The organism is Paenibacillus jamilae, assembly GCF_050482105.1.
Taxonomy (GTDB): domain Bacteria; phylum Bacillota; class Bacilli; order Paenibacillales; family Paenibacillaceae; genus Paenibacillus; species Paenibacillus jamilae_B.
In genome coordinates this window covers 33720-50165 of record NZ_JBCNHI010000012.1, presented here as the reverse complement: position 1 = coordinate 50165, position 16446 = coordinate 33720, and the positions used below count along the sequence as shown (strand labels likewise).

General features: G+C 47.5%; 16 protein-coding genes. All 16 read right to left on the bottom strand.

The features are described from left to right. Positions 1 to 8 precede the first annotated feature (8 nt). The 16 genes from hslO to ABEW32_RS10040 all read right to left on the bottom strand — a co-directional run bounded on the left by hslO (position 9) and on the right by ABEW32_RS10040 (position 16268). Entirely contained in the window at positions 9 to 893 is an 885-nt protein-coding gene (gene hslO / locus ABEW32_RS10115) for an Hsp33 family molecular chaperone HslO (RefSeq protein WP_430187157.1), read from the bottom strand. Positions 894 to 1110: 217 nt separating this feature from the next. Then, the gene (locus ABEW32_RS10110; RefSeq protein WP_430187154.1) at positions 1111 to 1878 is read right to left on the bottom strand and encodes a type III pantothenate kinase; all 768 of its coding nucleotides are present in this window, start codon (positions 1876 to 1878) and stop codon (positions 1111 to 1113) included. Positions 1879 to 1884: 6 nt separating this feature from the next. Next, positions 1885 to 2775 (bottom strand): carboxylating nicotinate-nucleotide diphosphorylase, encoded by an 891-nt coding sequence (gene nadC, locus ABEW32_RS10105; RefSeq protein WP_430187151.1) that lies wholly within the window; start codon positions 2773 to 2775, stop codon positions 1885 to 1887. Then, the gene (gene nadB / locus ABEW32_RS10100; protein WP_430187148.1) at positions 2765 to 4378 is read right to left on the bottom strand and encodes an L-aspartate oxidase; all 1614 of its coding nucleotides are present in this window, start codon (positions 4376 to 4378) and stop codon (positions 2765 to 2767) included. Before nadB ends, nadC begins: the two co-directional genes overlap by 11 nt. A 277-nt stretch (positions 4379 to 4655) precedes the next feature. After that, the gene (ftsH, locus tag ABEW32_RS10095) at positions 4656 to 6695 is read right to left on the bottom strand and encodes an ATP-dependent zinc metalloprotease FtsH (protein ID WP_430187145.1); all 2040 of its coding nucleotides are present in this window, start codon (positions 6693 to 6695) and stop codon (positions 4656 to 4658) included. Between the two features lie 97 nt (positions 6696 to 6792). Next, positions 6793 to 7332: a hypoxanthine phosphoribosyltransferase gene (hpt, locus tag ABEW32_RS10090; RefSeq protein WP_430187142.1), complete on the bottom strand. Its 540-nt coding sequence runs from the start codon at positions 7330 to 7332 to the stop codon at positions 6793 to 6795. A 47-nt stretch (positions 7333 to 7379) separates the two neighbouring features. Then, positions 7380 to 8828, bottom strand: coding sequence for a tRNA lysidine(34) synthetase TilS (tilS, locus tag ABEW32_RS10085; RefSeq protein ID WP_430187139.1), 1449 nt, complete (start codon positions 8826 to 8828; stop codon positions 7380 to 7382). Positions 8829 to 8894: 66 nt separating this feature from the next. Next, on the bottom strand, positions 8895 to 9833 hold the full coding sequence (locus ABEW32_RS10080; protein ID WP_430187136.1) for a protein kinase domain-containing protein: 939 nt from the start codon (positions 9831 to 9833) through the stop codon (positions 8895 to 8897). Continuing rightward, on the bottom strand, positions 9817 to 10566 hold the full coding sequence (locus ABEW32_RS10075; protein ID WP_430187134.1) for a vWA domain-containing protein: 750 nt from the start codon (positions 10564 to 10566) through the stop codon (positions 9817 to 9819). The genes ABEW32_RS10080 and ABEW32_RS10075 overlap by 17 nt, the downstream gene beginning before the upstream one ends. Positions 10567 to 10692: 126 nt before the next feature. Next, entirely contained in the window at positions 10693 to 13200 is a 2508-nt protein-coding gene (gene spoIIE / locus ABEW32_RS10070) for a stage II sporulation protein E (RefSeq protein ID WP_430187131.1), read from the bottom strand. Between the two features lie 506 nt (positions 13201 to 13706). Next, positions 13707 to 14225, bottom strand: coding sequence for a S1 domain-containing RNA-binding protein (locus ABEW32_RS10065; RefSeq protein ID WP_430187129.1), 519 nt, complete (start codon positions 14223 to 14225; stop codon positions 13707 to 13709). Positions 14226 to 14349: 124 nt separating this feature from the next. Continuing rightward, positions 14350 to 14679, bottom strand: coding sequence for an FtsB family cell division protein (locus tag ABEW32_RS10060; RefSeq protein WP_322157897.1), 330 nt, complete (start codon positions 14677 to 14679; stop codon positions 14350 to 14352). 4 nt (positions 14680 to 14683) lie between these two features. Then, positions 14684 to 15262 (bottom strand): spore cortex biosynthesis protein YabQ, encoded by a 579-nt coding sequence (gene yabQ, locus ABEW32_RS10055; RefSeq protein WP_430187125.1) that lies wholly within the window; start codon positions 15260 to 15262, stop codon positions 14684 to 14686. Then, positions 15259 to 15543: a sporulation protein YabP gene (yabP, locus tag ABEW32_RS10050; RefSeq protein ID WP_430187123.1), complete on the bottom strand. Its 285-nt coding sequence runs from the start codon at positions 15541 to 15543 to the stop codon at positions 15259 to 15261. Before yabP ends, yabQ begins: the two co-directional genes overlap by 4 nt. 174 nt (positions 15544 to 15717) lie before the next feature. Beyond that, complete coding sequence (locus ABEW32_RS10045) at positions 15718 to 15996, bottom strand: RNA-binding S4 domain-containing protein (protein WP_016818913.1); 279 nt, start codon at positions 15994 to 15996, stop codon at positions 15718 to 15720. Beyond that, positions 15996 to 16268, bottom strand: a complete 273-nt coding sequence (locus ABEW32_RS10040) for an HU family DNA-binding protein (protein ID WP_007428028.1) — start codon at positions 16266 to 16268, stop codon at positions 15996 to 15998. The genes ABEW32_RS10045 and ABEW32_RS10040 overlap by 1 nt, the downstream gene beginning before the upstream one ends. Between the last annotated feature and the right edge of the window lie 178 nt (positions 16269 to 16446).

Genomic DNA, 16446 nt, shown 5'->3' with positions numbered 1-16446 from the left:
CTATCCGGTTAGGCCTTGGCTTGATCTAACAGATTTTGCAATTCATCCTTATTAAACTGATAAGCCTCATTACAAAAGTGACATACAACCTCAGCCTGTCCCTCTTCTTCAATTAATTGCTTTAGTTCACTTTCTCCCAGACTGATCAATGTTTTTTCTACACGCTCGCGTGAACACTCACATTGAAATTGGATATCCATTTCATCAAGGACTCGAACGTCTGGCAGCATCCAACGCAGCATTTCATCAAGCTCCAGACCTTGATCGAGCAGAGCGGTAACTGGTGGAATTGAGCCGACTGCATTTTCGATAGCAGTAATCTCATCGTCGTTCAGACCTGGAAGCAATTGAATAATAAATCCACCAGCCACAATAACAGAGTTATCCGTATCTACCAGCACACCCAAACCTACCGCTGACGGAGTCTGTTCGGATTTGGCAAAATAATAGGTAAAGTCTTCACCAAGTTCACCGGAAATAATCGGGATACTACCGCGATATGGCTCTTTTAACCCCAAATCCTTGATGATATGAATAAATCCCTCTGTACCTACGGCACCCGCTACATCCAGTTTGCCCATACTATTGCTTGGCAAATGCACATGTGGCTCAGTAACATACCCTCGCACTTCCCCTACAGCATTGGCATCCACGACGATTTGACCAATCGGCCCATCACCTTTGACTTGAATGGTCAGTCTTTCTTTCCCTTTGAGCATGGAACCCATAATTGCACCTGCTGTAAGAGTTCGTCCCAAAGCAGCAGTTGCTGTAGGATAAGTATCATGTCTTCTCCGCAATTCCTCTACCAATTGAGTTGTCCGAACCGCAAAGGCTCTAACCCTTCCATCCATGGCTGTACCGCGAATAAGTCGATCCTGCTTATTTTCCATATTGATATCCTCCCCTATTAGCCAAGGCAGCCATGCTGCTTATTTTCGTTAGTATTTCCTCATTCTTGAAGCATCATTTCCCACTATATAAACAACCTGCGTCAACAGATCACCGAATTGTTCAAAAACGTAACATATTTCAGTATAGACGAAAAACGCCGCTAATCCAAACCGATAAGATCATCGGCTTGACTCAGCGGCAGCTCATATCCACTTTTTATTCGGCGTTACGTTGGTAAATGATGCGTAATCCTTCGAGCGTCAACATCGGCAACACTTTCTGTATGCTCTCTGTCTCGGATGCGATTAGCTCTGCAAGACCCCCGGTAGCAATAACCGTAGGCTCCGCCTGCATTTCTTCCTTAATGCGCCTCACAATACCATCGACCTGTCCGGCATAGCCGAAAATAATCCCGGCTTGCATGGCATGGACCGTATTCCGACCAATAACCTTTTTAGGTTTCTCCAGCTCAATACGAGGGAGCTTGGAAGCCCGTTGATACAGTGCCTCTGTCGAAATGCCGATACCTGGCACAATGACTCCACCCAGGTAGTTCCCCTTATCATCAATACAATCAAACGTTGTCGCTGTTCCAAAATCCACCACAACGAGAGGCCCGCCGAATCGTTCTACAGCTGCAACTGCGTTCACGATTCGATCCGCACCTACTTCACGCGGATTCTCATAACGCAGGTTAAGACCGGTCTTGATTCCCGGTCCGACGATTAACGGCGTTTTGCCTATATATTTATCGCACATTTCTTCTAATACACGGACCAAAGGCGGAACGACAGAGGAAATAATAACTCCCTGAATGTCAGCCTTTAATACGCCGCCCATACTAAAAAGATTATGTATAAGTACGCCGTATTCATCTGCGGTTGCCTGTCGGGAGGTGCTAATCCGGTAGTGGTGCAACAGCTCGCGCCCTTCATACATTCCCAGAACAATATTGGTATTACCTACATCCACTACAAGAATCAATGGGTGTCACCTTTCTTTCTTTGCGTTAAGGTCAAGACTGATATCCAGATTGTGAAAAGAGTATGTCAGCCTGCCTACAGAAATCACATCTACGCCGCTTTCTGCCATCTCACGCACTGTATCCAGCGATACATTGCCTGAGGCTTCTGTTTTGACGTGTGGAGCTCGTTCACGAATGAAGCGAACGGCCTCCTTCATATCTGGGACGGACATATTATCCAGCATAATAATATCCGCTCCAGCTTCCAGGGCCTCCTGGATTTGCGTCATGTTTTCCGTCTCTACTTCAATCGTCATTGTGTGCGGTATGTGCTCACGCGCTCGGCTTACCGCCTGTGCAATCCCGCCCGCGCCCTTAATATGATTATCTTTAATCATAACAGCATCGTACAGACCAAAACGATGATTCGAGCCGCCACCTACACGCACAGCATACTTCTCCAACAGCCGATGTCCTGGCGTTGTTTTACGCGTATCCACCAAGCGTGTGGGAAGTCCTTGCAATTGATCTATATAACTCCGCGTCCGTGTTGCAATACCGGACATCCGCTGGAGTAAATTTAATGCCAATCTTTCCCCGGTCAAAATTGCATGGGTACTCCCATTCACTTCTGCCAAAACGCTTCCCTCTTCAATCCACTGGCCATCGGTCGCCAACGGAGTGAACGATAAGGAAGGGTCCACTACTCGAAATACAAGTGCAGCCACAGGTAAGCCCGCGATCACACCGCTCTCCTTGGCATGAATGATAGCCTTGGATTGGTGGCCGGGCGCAATCGTCCAGCGTGTGGTCACATCACCGGAACCCGTATCTTCCCGTAGCCAGCTGCGAATCTGTGCCGTCAGTTCTTCCTGATATCCGCTAAACTCTCCATTAAGCTCGCTGTTAGATGTCATGAACGCTCTCCTCCGTTATGCCTTGCTCACGTCGCTGCTGGACATGCTTTCGCCACATGCGATCATCTGTCTCAGGGAAGTCCTCACGATAATGCGCTCCCCGACTCTCCTCACGCAGCAACGCACCATCTGCTACTAATAAAGCACAGGTGAGCAAATTGGCAAATTCGATCTCCTCCCGGCTGGCGATCACAGCCTGAAACATAGGCACTAGACCGTGCAGCTCTTCTAAAGCTGCTTGCAGCCCTTCACTGTGCCGATGAACTCCAGCATAACGAACCATCGTTTCTTGCAGCTTATGTCGCTGTTCCACGACGGATGAAGCCTGAAGCTCTGCACGATTATCGCTGTAAGATATCAAAGTATGGCCGACCAGCGGTGGCAAAGAGTGCAGCCGCTCGATAATCCTGCTGGCGAACACAATAGCTTCAGATAAAGAATTGCTCGCCAGACGATTAGCTCCGTGGACACCTGTGGAGGAAGTCTCACCACAGGCGAATAAACGCCTGATGGAGCTTTCCCCGTATAGATTGGTCTGAACACCACCCATCATATAATGAGCAGCAGGAGCAATAGGAATCCAGCCTGTTGTCATATCCAAACCATATGACAGACATGTCCGATAAATCGTTGGAAAACGTTGCTTTACCCGCTCAGGCGGCTCGTGTGTAATATCCAGGTATACAAACGCAGTCGAAGTGCTTTCGATCTCATGGATGATTGCACGAGCTACGATATCTCTGGGTGCAAGCTCCTGCCGGGAATCATACTTATCCATGAAGCGTTCTCCATGAATGTTGCGTAACACAGCCCCTTCTCCCCGTACAGCTTCAGAAATTAGAAACCTTGGAGCGTCAGGATGGCACAACGCCGTAGGATGAAATTGTACGAATTCCATATCCCGTACAACTGCCCCGGCACGATATGCCATAGCAATACCATCCCCAGTCGCAATGTCCGGGTTGGTCGTATAACGGTATAATTGCCCGCTACCTCCTGAGCACAAAATCGTTGCATTTGCAGTGATATACGACCTTTCTCCATCTGGCATTTGGACGAGGGCCCCAATACACTCACCATGCTCAGTGAGCAGGTCGATGACCATGCACTCTTCCCGCACCTCGATACCAGGATGGGCAGCAACCTGCTCCGACAAGGCACGCGCAATTTCATAACCGGTGGCATCTCCATTTGCATGCAAGATACGGCGATGGCTATGTGCCCCTTCTCGTGTCAGTGCTAATTCACCATCCACACGATCAAAGACTGTTCCCATTCGAATTAACTCCTGAATACCGTCTGGTCCCTCATGAACAAGCATCCTGACCGCCTCGGGTTCACACAGACCTGCTCCGGCAATCAAAGTATCTTGCATATGATAAGCCGGCATATCCTCGTCCGATGTGACAGCAGCAATGCCGCCTTGAGCATAACGTGTGTTGCTTTCCATTAAGGCTTTCTTGGTAATCAGCAACACTTTCCGATTCTCCGCAGCCTTAATCGCCGTATATAAGCCCGCAATGCCGGAGCCGATAACTAAGACATCGGCTTCGTATTGGGTCAATTCCGCTACATCAAAATCAACTAGATATCTTGGAATCATGCCTTTCACCTGATTTCACAGAAGAATAGCGCACACCATAGATTGTACAGTATGCGCTCACGGATATGTTCAAAATGATAGTAAGTCGATTGCAGCGGCTGTTAGCCTTTTTAAGATAAGCAGGCGACAGCCGTTTATTTAACAATAAATGTACACAACGTTCCTGTGTCTGTCAAATCACGTTAACAATAATCTTCCATATTTAAAAAAGCTCCGGGAAACCATATCTGGTTCCCCGAAGCTTACATATATGCTTATTCAACTATCCACCAGATGATCAGGTTGTTGTCGGTGGAGTACCACCGGAATTGCCTGAATTGTTATCATCCTCTGGTTTTTGCAGATTAGGGATATCGTTTGGTTGATCCGTTGTATTTTTAGGCTCGTCATCCTTACCTTGAATACGTACACGGACATCTCCAATGTTGTCGATCACAGGCTCACCGTTTTCCGGTGTTCCTTCTCCCTCATTCGTATTGCCGTCCAAAGAACCTGTCTCGATCAAACGTTTGATTTGTTCAAGCTCCAGAGTTTCTTCTTCCAGCAAGGTTTGAGCGATCAAATGAACCTCTTTCGAATACTTCGTCAGGAGTTCTCTAGCACGCTCATAAGATTCAGTGATGAAGCGATTCATCTCCTGGTCAATCTCATAAGCGATCTGATCACTGTAGTTCTGCTCATGACCGATATCACGTCCAAGGAATACTTGACCTTGAGAAGTTCCGAACTGCATCGGACCGAGCTTCTCACTCATACCATATTCCACGATCATGCTACGCGCAATGCCAGTCGCTTGTTGGAAGTCACTATAAGCTCCTGTTCCGATTTCACCAATAAACAGTTCCTCGGAAACACGTCCACCCAACAGTCCAGTGATTTTATCCAGCAATTCCTGCTTGGTTGTCAGCATACGGTCTTCTTTTGGAAGCATGATGACATATCCGCCTGCACGTCCACGTGGAATAATGGTTACCTTGTGAACCATATCGGCATTTTCCAGGAAATACCCAATAATTGTATGACCTGCTTCATGATAAGCAACAATCCGTTTCTCGCGGTCACTGATTACGCGGCTGCGTTTTTCAGTACCTACGATCACGCGGTCGATTGCTTCATCTACTTCTCGCATCGAAATATCCCTGCGGTTGCGACGAGCGGCCAGCAAGGCAGCCTCGTTCAACAGATTTTCCAGATCAGCACCCGTAAAGCCTGTTGTACGTTTCGCAATGACGTCCAATTTAACATCCTTGGTTAATGGTTTGTTGCGTGCATGTACATGCAATACCGCTTCGCGACCTTTAACATCTGGACGGTCAACCGTAATTTGACGGTCAAAACGTCCCGGACGAAGCAAGGCTGGATCAAGAATATCCGGACGGTTAGTAGCAGCAACGATGATAATGCCTTCGTTTGCCCCAAATCCATCCATCTCTACGAGCAATTGGTTGAGCGTTTGCTCACGTTCATCATGTCCGCCACCCAATCCGGCGCCACGTTGACGTCCAACAGCATCAATCTCATCAATGAAAATGATACAAGGTGCGTTCTTCTTCGCATTCTCGAACAAGTCACGAACACGGGAAGCACCGACCCCGACGAACATTTCTACAAAATCAGAACCTGAGATACTGAAAAACGGCACTCCTGCCTCGCCTGCAACAGCTCTCGCCAAGAGTGTTTTACCCGTACCTGGAGGGCCTACTAACAGAACCCCTTTTGGAATACGAGCGCCCACAGCTGCGAACTTGCGTGGGTCCTTCAAGAATTCTACGACTTCCACAAGCTCTTGCTTCTCTTCGTCAGCCCCTGCTACGTCTTCGAAGGTAACTTTCTTCTTCTCTTCGTTATACAGACGAGCTTTGCTCTTGCCGAAGTTCATTACTTTGCCGCCACCGCCCTGTGCCTGATTAAACAGGAAGAAGAACAACAGGAACATGATCACCAAAGGAATGATAGAAGTCAAAAATGTCAGCCAAATGCTTTCGCCTTCCATTTTCTTCTGCACGTATTCAAACCCGTTCGCTTCACTGGCATTCACCAGTTCACTTAGTGCTTGATCCGTTGGCGGAACGTATACGGAAAAATTGGTTGATTTAGCATTAGCCGGCTGCTTCTTATATGCACCGGTTACAAGATAGGCGTAACCGTCAAATTGGACCGTTACTTTAGAGATGTTATTAGCTTTAACCTCTTGCCGTAATTGGTCATATCTAGGGAGATCGGAGGCTTCGTTACTGTTGCTAACAAACTGAACGATACCCACCACAACTAAAAAAAGAATCAAATAAAAACCAGAATTCCGGATGAACCGATTCATCCCCTACCTCCTCTCGAGACACTTAAGTTATTTTACCATAGCCTGTAAGCCCTTCTCAACAAAGGACCCTATTTAGTCCTAGGACTGGAGGCTGAGATTAGCTGGTGTAGATTTCCGGCTTCAAAATCCCTATGTATGGGAGGTTCCGGTAGTGCTCGGCATAGTCCAGACCATAGCCGACAACAAACGCATCCGGAAGTGTAAATCCGGTATAATCAGCTTCAAGATTAACGGTCCGGCGCGCAGGCTTGTCGAACAAGGTTACGACACATACCGAATTTGCATTACGATTCTTAAGCAATTCAATCAAATGTGTCAGCGTCAAACCACTGTCGATAATATCTTCGACAATCAGAACATCGCGTCCTTCTACTGAAGCGTCCAAATCTTTGATGATTTTAACGACGCCGGATGATTTGGTGGATACGCCATAACTAGACACAGCCATGAAATCGAGTTCCAACGGCACCGTAATAGCTTTAACCAGATCTGCCATAAAGATAAACGCACCCTTCAGCACGCAAATCACCAATGGATTTTTTCCTTCATATTTCACGCTAAGCTGTGCGCCCAATTCCTTGATTTTACTCTGAATCTCTTCTTCACTGATCAATACTTCCTGAATATCATTTTGCAACGGTGTAAACCTCCTAAGTTTATACTATGAAAGCCGTTCCTGCGCAATTACCGGTGCCCTGGACTCTCTCGTCTTTGCCATGTCATATATATAACCGAAGACGTGTGCTTTTGCACCGCAGCATGTACAGAACGTCGTACGCCCGGAATCCAGAGAACAGCTCCAGAGTGGTCGCAGACGAGGGGTGTAACGGAACGCATTAAAGGAGGTATTTTTTCATCAATAAAAATATCTTTAACCTTTTTTCTTCCGTTTAATCCCATTACATACATGGTATCTCCAGGTAATCGTGAGCGTACAGTCAACGGCAGAGTCAATTCATCTGCGTCGAACCATGCTTCTTCCTCATTCGCCGGATGGTGTTCATCCCAATCGGAAGCTTTCCGCCACCGGAGTATACCACCTGCTTCAGGCAACTCAAGCTCACCGGAAATAGGCAATACGCTCAGTCCATAGCTCCATTCACCCATAACGACTTGCGTACGGTCAAATAAAACCGCCTGGTCATATTCGCGGACTCCAACCGCACCGCCGCCCAAGTCCAAGCTCCATGTAGAGGATGTCTCTTGGAGAAGTCTTAGTCGAACGGTCTCAATTTTACGAAAATCAAAATTTCCACTGTCCGAAGGCAGATAATTTAATATTAGTTTAATCAACCTCCGTTGTAAAGCAACGGATAGCTTACGATATGAAGCGATGGCAAACATGTACCTGCCATTATTAAAACGCACCATTTCCTCATATGCCGACAGTGTAGCTGCCTCCATAAAATCATTTTCGTCAGCCATCGTTTCAGCCAGCCGATTCAGGGACGGTGTCAGTTGCTCATTATATTGCCCCAAAAAAGGAAGCACATCCATGCGGATAGCATTACGACGGTATTTAGATGATAAATTAGTACTGTCTGTCACATAGGAAAGACCATAAAAGTTGCAATACGCAATCAAGTCAGCCTTGTACATACGAAGCAGCGGGCGAATGAGTTGCACATTTTTTTCATTGCGTGCCAAACGCATACCCGCCAAACCCGCTGGTCCGCTACCACGCAGCAAGTGCAAAAGAACTGTTTCCGCTTGATCATCGCCATGGTGAGCCATAGCAATATGCTGTGCCTCCCACTTTGTAGCCGTATCATGTAAAAAACTGTACCGCAGCTCACGGGCTGCTTCCTGTGGACCCTTACCGCTCTCCTTCATATAAGCGGGTGCATCAACTCGAATCATTTCAAATGGAAGCTTGAGCTTTCGGGCAAATTTACGTACCTCTTCAGCCTCCGCATCCGATTCCTCTGGCCTAAAGCCATGATGAACATGTGCGCAGACGAGTTGTAATGGCATATGTATAACGGATATTTCATGTAATATGTGCAAAAGGGCCACCGAATCCGGCCCACCGGATACAGCAACCACAATGCGGTCTCCGGGGCTCCACAGTGAATGTTCTCGCGCCAAAGCGAGCACTTCCTGTACAACACCGGTCGGTTTTGTTGTTTCCATTCACGACCCTCTTTTCTCCCGACCGTAAAGATGATGATCCTCTGTTATCTTATGTAAGTCATGCTGCTACCTTAACGCAATCCAGAGCGCCCCGGCAAGCAGCAAAAGCGATACCGTAAAAGCATATCCTAGCCAGCGTGGATTTCCTCTTTTGACAGATGATTGCCTGACATGTGCGGAAGCCAGACGTGACCAGGATCGGGCCGCTGCACGAGTATCGGAATATTCTCCACGCACTGCACCCAGCAGCCACTCGGCGTAGGGGCGTAATACACGGCTGCGACGAATGATGACTGTCAATTCTGCCGTATTACGCAGCTGTGGCAGTCTGCTCGCAGCTGCCTTTAACGATTCGCTCTCCAATATATGAAGCGTTAGAAGAGCAAAGGCAAACAAGTCATACTGGGGATCAGCATTCCGGCTGCCCGCATTCCAGAATCCCCTGTCGTACCATTCTGTAAATTGTTTTACACTCCGACCTGCAAGGGACACCCCACCATAATCAATCAATTCAGCCTCTCCATAGGCATTGACCAATATATTCTGGGGCTTCAGGTCGCCAAACACCCATCCTGCCTGATGGAGATCAGCCAAACGATTCAGTATACCGGTTCCAGCCACACCATACCACTCAGACCCTTTGGCTGCCACAAATTTATGAAGCGGATCTCCTTTAACATATCGCATAACATAAAAGGGAATCTCCCCGCTGCGCAATACTAGATCATCCACCTCAAACAAAAAGGAAGGATTTCCATTACGCTGGAGGGCAGCCTGCGTCCCTTGAGACTGTAATGTGGTCAGCACATTAATCTCCGATTGCAAATCAAGCGTGTTCTTTCCCATTTTGAGAGCAAATTGCCGATCGGCCTGTGCTTCTTTTACCAAATATACAGTTCCGTTCGCCCCCCGGCCCAGCAAGCGCTGGATGACATAGCTACTCCGCTTCCACTTGCCCTTGATGACCGTTCCGGGTGCAAGAACGGGATCAGACGACGTAGTCACCGAGCATCCCTTCTCCTTTGCTATAGGATTCTTCCAGATCTTTCTGTTCCCCTAGTGTAACATATCGGTAATAATCAATCACTTGTAAAATGGCTGGTCCTGTCGGCGTCGCTCCTTTCATTCGCAGACGTCCGAATATCGATTTGATCTGGTCCAGCTCAGAGGTCCACCCGATATCCATAACTGCATCTTCTCCCATTCGTCCACCCGGGAAATGAAATACAGATATACGGCTAAGTCCGCTTCTGGACTGTAAGCTGAGCATTAAATCGCGGATACTATCCTCTACAGCAGGCAGCTTGGGCTTCATGCTTGCACTTGCATCTATGAGCAAAGCTATTTCCAGAGGACTTGTTTCTGTCAGTTCATCCATTACCTCGACTATCTGGGCTCGTTTGGCCGGAGGCAGTTCGCCGATATGACGGGCACCACCCTCACCCAAAATGTGCGTTAACTCTCTATTAACCGCCTGCTGAATGGTTTGAACCACTGTTTTGCGCGTCATCATTTGCATGGTCTGTGCCAACTGCTTTGTACCGACGATTTGGCTAAAGCCTCCCCCTGCTTTGGCAATTTCCTGAATCTCTGCGCTCCCAAGCTCGCCGATCGTTCCATAGTCTATAACCCCGGCAACGTTCACTGTAATACCCTCCCGTAAAGCTTGGGCAGCCGCCATGACCGGGCTGACCCCTACGTTGGAGCATCCATCTGTAATGATCAAAATTTGCTTCATCGCTTTTTGACCTCCGCTTCCTCTTAATCTATTCCGATAGATTCTATCTTTGCCTAATCCGGAACGATTCAAACGAAGGATGCGGATTTTTAAAAATGAATAAGGAATTTCCCGGGCAATGTCGGTCTAGCTCACCGTCCGTGGACGTTCCAACCATCTCATACCAGGTACATGGAGAGTTGCCCATTCTGGGCGAAAGTGATCTATTTTACTAACAACGACAGTCATATCATCATAGATTTGATTTTGTTGGTACCGGATAACCCGTTCTAGCAAACAGTCAGCCAGTTCCTGCGGGTCCTCACTTTCAATCTCTTGAATCATGCGTTTCATCCATATTTCCTTGTTGACTGCATAACCCGGTGAATCGTATATACCGTCTGTAATCATAATGAGAATATCCCCCGGCTGGAGCTGCAACGACACCAAATCAACCTCGATATCCTGTATAATACCAATTGGTAAATTGCTGGCAGATACAGGAATGACCTCTTCTCCCCTTTTAATAAAGCTCGGTGTAGACCCAATCTTCATAAAGGTTGTCCGGGCTGTATACTGATCAATCAGCGCCATATCCACCGTAGCATACATTTCTTCAGGTGATCGGAGCATCAGGACCGAGTTAACCGACTTGATCGCCAGCTTTTCGTCCATCCCTGATTGTAGTAACTCCTCCAAAATGTTCAGTGCTGCACTGCTCTCTTGCTGCGCACGTTCTCCATTTCCCATACCATCGCTTAAAGAGACTGCAAAAGTCCCATTCCCTAGCTCCATCGTGCTGTAGCTGTCTCCTGAGAAAAAATCGCCTCCTTTGGCGGCACTAGCTACTCCTGTAGCAATCTCATACGTTTTAGCAGAGCCGAACATAACGGTAGCCAAGCCTTGGCGGCGATCTGCCGCCGTTTCGCGCATGACAGCAATATGCTCGTCCAGTATGTCCGACAGCAGTGGAGCAATGATTTTCCGACATTCATCAAATCCCCTTGTATAGGCGTGGACAATCTCTATTTCAACCTGACCTGCATCCAGGCTAATAATCTCAATGGATTGGATGGACAAGCCCAGTCGATCAAGGGCCTCTCTGATTTGCTCCTCCTGCCGATGCATGGTCTGCCCTTCCCGCTGAATTTCCCGGGCTAAATCCTCCATAATTTGTGATACACCGGATAGCTGGTCAGCAACAAGCTGACGACTATCGTATACTTGGCGCTTCCACTGCATATTATGTTGGTAGAGACTATACTGCTGCTTCATTACCTGCAGGACAGCGCCCGTCTTGGCACATGCCTTGCTCCATTGTGGCGGCATCTGCTCCGGCTCCAAATCAGGATTATCCTCAATGGCGCTCATCATTTCCGTCATATACTGATGGGTTTGCATAAACTTGCCGTCCCAGCACTGATCGCACTTAAAGCAAGAGGCACATGTTCCTTCTGCCACCGCATTCATAAAGTGTTCGATTTCTCCGTCCGGTTTTGCTCCCTCACTCGCAGATATTTGATGAAAGCTGCGAGATAGCTGGCTAAATACACGAGAAAATTTAGTCACACGCTCGGCAGTGAGATCACGAACCCTTTTGGCATACTCATGCTGGGACTTAGCGTGGTCCTGCGTACCAGGGACATAGGTGGAAACCGCTTTAAAGAAACTTTTTGGGGTCAGTAAAAACAATAGGATCGCCGCACTGCTCTCCCAGGTGGATGTCAGCACATCTCCAGTTCCATCCAAATAGATCGTCAAAATGGAAGAGCCCAGCAGCATACCAAGGGCTACTGCACCTTTCCTTCCTTCACGCAGCATCCCTGCCAGCAAACCTGCAAAAGCAAGTAGACTCATCTGCACAATTGCAGACATATTAGCCAAGCTTAAAATTAAACCGGTAATCACACCGACCGAGGCGCCCAGCGAAGCACCTCCCACCAGAGCAAACACCAAGACCAAATATCGTGAAAGCACATGATCGACGGACAGTGACTGAACGGTCCATCCTACTGCTCCCGTCATCACAGAGGCTAATAAAATAATAAGACACAAAATTTCTTCGTTCTTCAGCTGGCTTGCCTTCTTGCGGTACGTAAATAGCGGTATGGCCTGTGTAAATACTAGGGTTAGCATAAAACTGAGCACCGCATCCGTCCCCACGATGACAAGCTCATACCATGTAAAGGCTGGAGCCATCACAGCATTAAATAAATTGACCATAAATACAGACAAGAAGACCATAAGCGGAGCATAGGATAATTCCAACCGATCGAAGGTACGCAGTCCGTGATACAGGAGGTAAAATACGATTAGCTCACCACCAATCATGAATAGGGATGGATAAGGAGCTAACAGGCTGCCTAGCACAACGGATACAGCTACAGGCAGCATCAGATCACGCCGAAGGAATGTAATGACCGCAAAATAAGCGAGGGCAAAAGGAGAAAGCTCGTCCAAAATAGTGGCGCGTCCCAGTAGAACTCCCATAGCTGACAGTAGCAGCATCCATCTTTGCGCAGTTACCCATTGCACCCCTTTATGTGAATCGATCCGTTTCTTGAGTCTGGAAGGCCAACCTTCCGTACGCTCTTTGGATTTGGACTTTCTAGATTTTAACCCCGGAAAATGTACCACGTTCCATTTCTCCATCATGCGTCAGGCACCCCATTCATCAATTTGATGTTCCCATCTTAAACCGGAACGATTGAGAAAGTTTGTCAGAACCTCACGGCTTATTCCAAGAAATTTCCGACAAAAAAACGTTCCGCGCGAAAGGACAGAGCATTCCCCTGTACATCAAGCTACGTCCGTATGGAAGCAGATGGAAGTTGCATCTCTCTGCGCCCTATATGCTCTCTCTATGTCGTCCATCCTGATGCCCAGACTAGCGATTTGCACAGAAGATAGACGGAAAACCGTTGGAGTTTGTCGGACGATTATGTTCACACGACAAAAAAAACATCCACATTCCAACGCAATGCATCTTCTCTTCTTCATGAAACTACTAACTCTTAAAAAAGCATCCGTACAACTCTGCTCAAGGGTATTGCCCTCATCCGCTGCTTCTTGCGTCTCTTGTCGGTAGAACGCAAAAAAACCGTAGCAGTCTTTCGACTGTACGGTTTTCCGTGTATGGTTGATACGGTTGTCAAAGTGAATTAAACACGCTTCGCGCCGCGTCCTCCGCGTTTACCTTCGGTGTTCTTTTTCAGCGACGAAATGCGTTCCTCACTATCTTTCAGGAAGCGTGACATTTTATCCTCAAATGAAGGTTTACCCGGTGCAGGCTTGAAAGAACGGCCTCCACGATCGCGGTTGAAACCACCACCACCGCGTCCCTGACTTGGACCTGAACCTCCGCCGCCAAAACGGTCTCCTCCGCCTGATCCTCCTGTACGCTCCGGTCTTGGAGCTCTTGGGGGACGGGCTTCACTTGCTGGCTTATCAATCGTTTGCTTAATGGAAAGTCCGATTTTGCCATCTTTGTCAACATTAATGACTTTCACCGTCACAACATCATTAATCTTCAGGTGGTCGTTAACATCTTTAACATAATTATCGGCGATTTCCGAGATGTGAACGAGACCCGTGACACCTCCAGACAAATCCACAAATGCTCCAAAATGCGTGATGCCTGTCACTTTGCCCTCTAACTTGGTGCCCACTTCAATTGCCATAGAATAAAATGATCCTCCCTTAAAATATACAACCGATTTTTTTTTCAAAAAAATCCCGCTGTGGTGATTTGATTATACAAAATGGCGGAACCAAGGTCAACTAAGCATTGGCCCAATAATGTTCCTATTTTTGATCTCCGATAATTGGCGTCTCTTCCGGTTTGTACAAACCGTACTTGCTTCTGGCAATTTCTCCGATGTATTCAGGGTCCTTGAGACGATTCACTTCGGTTTGAAGCTGTTGTTCCGTTTGTGTAGCAGCTTGCTTCTGTTTTTCCTTCTGGATGAGCTGTTCACTCCGATCGGCCATAATCATGCCTTGAGAAAAAAAGGTGAATATGGCCCAACTACCAAAGGCGGCAAGCGATAGCAACCAAATCATGATTCGCCTGCGCCCGCCCGCGTTGGACTTGGACGTAGGAGATGAATGGCGATCTACAGACGAATTACGCATGATACTACCCCCTTCCAAACCATCTTTTTGCTGTACTTTTCAGTCTGATACCTAGCTTTATGAGCGAATCTGGAGTTTTCAAGCGCGCTTTAAGCGGACCGATCAACCAAAGAATCGGCTTCCAAACCGGCATCAGGATGTATATCAGCATCCTTCCTAGGAACACAATAAGTGCCCATGTCCATCCGACCAGCTTGCGTAACAGCCGATACAGCGCTAACACCGGAAGAACAATCAGGATGCGCAGTATGCTGTTCACGATCAACGTTAGTCTGCGAACGATCTCTATTAACATTACCACAAAACGTTGGGTTGTAACACTAAAGGCCCAAAAATAGAGCCAAACCCCCAAAAGTAGTCCTAAAAAGACATAAAACCGCAGCTCACCGCGATTACTCGCGTACAGCACACGGAAAATGAACAAGGCCGAGGCCACCCAATACAGCACGTCCAACATATGGACACTCCAACGAGCAAAATGAAAGCGGATTGACAGTACCCGGTAACTGTCAAATACCACTCCCATCGCTATGCCCGATAACAGCATCCACGTCAATGTCAGCCATTGTGTATAAGGGTTCATTTGAAGAGCTTGCCGAATAGGCTTTTTCCGTTTTTGGCCGGGGCCCCAGGCTCCAGGTAGACGAGGGAATTGATCAGACCTTCAATGGACAGCAGCCCCTCTTCCAGACTGAGGTTTTTGATATGTAAATGCTGTCCGCGAATGGTGAGATGGCCCAGCTCGGTCTGAAGCAAAAATTCTTCACTGTCAAAGCTCTCCACATTGCTGACGCCTGAAATGTCGAGCTGCTTGCGGCTTTGCATGCGCAGATCATGATGCTTGGTCTTCCCTTGTTCAATCATGGCATGTACCCCTCCTTCTGTTCTTAGCTTATGAAGGGATGGGCATGATTTAGAACCGCTTCGGCTCTTCACGAGCATATATTAGACGAAGGCTATCATCAAAAAAAAGCACCCCTTCATAAAATATGAAGGAATGCTTCTATGTACAGCGCTATGGGAAAATCAGATGTCTGCTTACCAGTTCAAACCATTATCCCTGGCAATAGGCTCTTCCTTTACCAAAGTGTACATACTTGCAGCCTCGTCCTTGCGTGTAGTGTCGGCGAGCCGTTCCACTCGCACGGTCACCAGCTTCTGGCCAAATTGGACGGTAATTTCATCGCCTACTTTGACCGCACTGCTCGGCTTGGCTTCGCGTCCATTCACCAGCACTCTCCCTTGTTCAGAGACGTCCTTGGCTACTGTACGACGCTTAATCAGCCGCGAGACTTTCAAGAATTTATCAAGACGCATTAGTTAACGGCTTCTTTAAGCTTATTGCCGGCTTTAAAAGCAGGAACGGTCGATTCTGGAATTTCAATCGTGTTACCGGTTTGTGGGTTGCGACCTGTACGGCTGGAACGCTTGCGCGTTTCGAAAGTACCGAAGCCGATCAGTTGTACTTTGTCACCACTAGCAAGTGCATCTGTAATTTCGCCAAGAACACCATTCAATACAGCTTCAACGTCACGTTTGCTCAAACCGCTTTTGCTGGAAATATTGTTGATCAGATCTGTCTTGTTCATAAGATAAAAGCCTCCTAAATGTCAAAAAATAATCATCACGCTACATGTCCCTAAATGGAGCATACGTGAGGTCCAACTGTGGCCGAAGCCCTTCCTGAATACCACTGTAACATGCTCAACTATAAGCTACAGTTATTTTCAGATTTACTACAAGTTATTCTGGCTTGTCCTTAAAAAT